The organism is Chamaesiphon sp. OTE_20_metabat_361 (assembly GCF_031364565.1).
The window spans coordinates 1-1,981 of sequence record NZ_JANLWO010000652.1 but is presented as its reverse complement, the minus strand read 5'-3'; the positions used below and the strand labels follow the sequence as shown (position 1 = coordinate 1,981).

The 1,981-nt window shown below is 44.4% G+C and carries 1 protein-coding gene; it reads right to left on the bottom strand.

The annotated features are described in order from the left end of the window. Positions 1–1,981 (bottom strand): efflux RND transporter permease subunit (locus RMO35_RS18705; protein ID WP_309743037.1); only part of this gene is annotated, 1,981 nt, incomplete at both ends.

Here is a 1,981-nt window from a genome sequence, read left to right as displayed (position 1 = left end):
ACAAACGCGATCCCGCTGAAAACTAAAATGTTTTTACTGGCACGTTCTTCAGCTTCAAATTGACCTGCATATTGAATAAAATATCCCGTTGATAACTGGACATTGCTTTTAACTTTAGTTTCGATCTCCGTAGCAACCGAGCGGATATCGCGACCTTTAGCATTAGCTGAAACGACGATTAGGCGCGAGACATTCTCTCGATTGATGGTATTCGGCCCTTTTCCTTGTTCGATCTTGGCGATACTAGCTAACGGGATTTTTTGATTGTTGGGAGTATCGATTAAGAGATTGCGAATGGTTTCTAGACTCTGCCGCGCTTCTGGTTTTAACCAGACAACTAAATCGAAAGATTGTTGATTTTCCAGCACTTTAGAAACGACCTTGCCATTGAGGGCAGTTTCGATCGTCTCAGACAAATCTCCCACCGTGTGCCCGTAACGACTGGCAGCATCGCGATCGAATTTAATTTGAATCTGCGGTACTGGTAACTGGGGTTCGAGTTGTAAATCGACAACACCATCGACTGTTGCCATTTGTTTTTCTACTTCTTGGCCGATTTTCCGTAACTCGGCTAAGTCAGAACCAAAAATTTTCACCGCGATCGAACTTCGTACCCCCGATAAAACTTCATCCATTCGATGTTGTAGAAACCCGCCGATATTTGCGGCTGCACCTGGTATTTTCTCGAATGCTTGGCGCATTACTTTGAGCGATTCTTGCCGATTTTGCATCCCTAGTTTACTGATTTCGACATCAACGTGAGCCAGATTCACACCTGCGGCATCAGAGTCGCCAGCAGCTCGTCCGGCGCGAGTTTGAATGAATGTAAACCGCTTATCGTTTTTCAGTGACTCCTCGACCACATGACCCGCTTTGGTGCTAATTTCGAGGGAAACAGTTGGGTAGGATAATAATGTGTTTACCATCGTTTGCTCCTGAAACTCTGGTAAAAATGCTCTGCCAAATGAAGTATTATCTATCTTTGATGCAACTGTCAAAGCCGTAGCACTTCCCATTATTAAGAGCGGATTTTTCATCGAAAAATTCAAACACGCGCCATAAATCGCCTTGCAAAATCTCGCCAGCCACGGTTCTCGCTGCGATACCTTAGTGGCAGGCAATAAAATCGCACATAAAGCTGGAGAAACGAGCAAAGATTCTAAACTAGAAACAACAACTACTGCTAAATAAGCAATCCCCATCGGCGTAAAAATCTTCCCTTCAACCCCTGGTAAGGTAAAGATCGGTGAGAAGACAATAATCCCAATAATTGTTGCGCCGATGAGTGAATCGCGCACTTCTTCAGAACCTTCAAAAATGATTTCTAGCGGCGTGAGTGGATCGCCCTCAGCTTTATTTTCGCGCAGACGACGATAGGTATTTTCACCATAGACGATCGCATCATCGATCGCGGTTCCAATTGCTACTGCCAAGCCGCCTAATGTCATGGTATTCAAACCAACTCCCAACCACGACAGTACTAACATCCCAAATAGCAATGTCAAGAAAAAGTCTAATAAACATACCGTCAGAATTCGCCAATTCAACAGAAAGGGAATCAGAATAATCGCGGCAATAATACTACCTTGAATCAACGAAGACCGGACATTATCGACGGAAGATTCAATATAACTATCTTGACGAAAAGTGGTCGTGATTTTAATGTCTTTGGGCAAGCCAACTTTAATTTCGGCAATCGCTTTTTCCACCGCACGGCTGACAGTGGGCGTATCATAGCTGGGCTGCTTATTCACCATTACGATAATTGCTGGCTTACCGTTAAAACTGCCATCGCCCCGTTTTAATGCCGCACCAATTTGGACATCAGCCACATCTTGCAGTCTAACAGGGGTGCCATTACGGGATACAATTGTCGATTTTTGGAGGTCTTCGATCGATTCGATTCTGCCAACCCCCCGAATCAATCTCTCGGTATCGGGAGTAATAAAAAAACCACCTGCGGCATTAACATTCGCTTTTT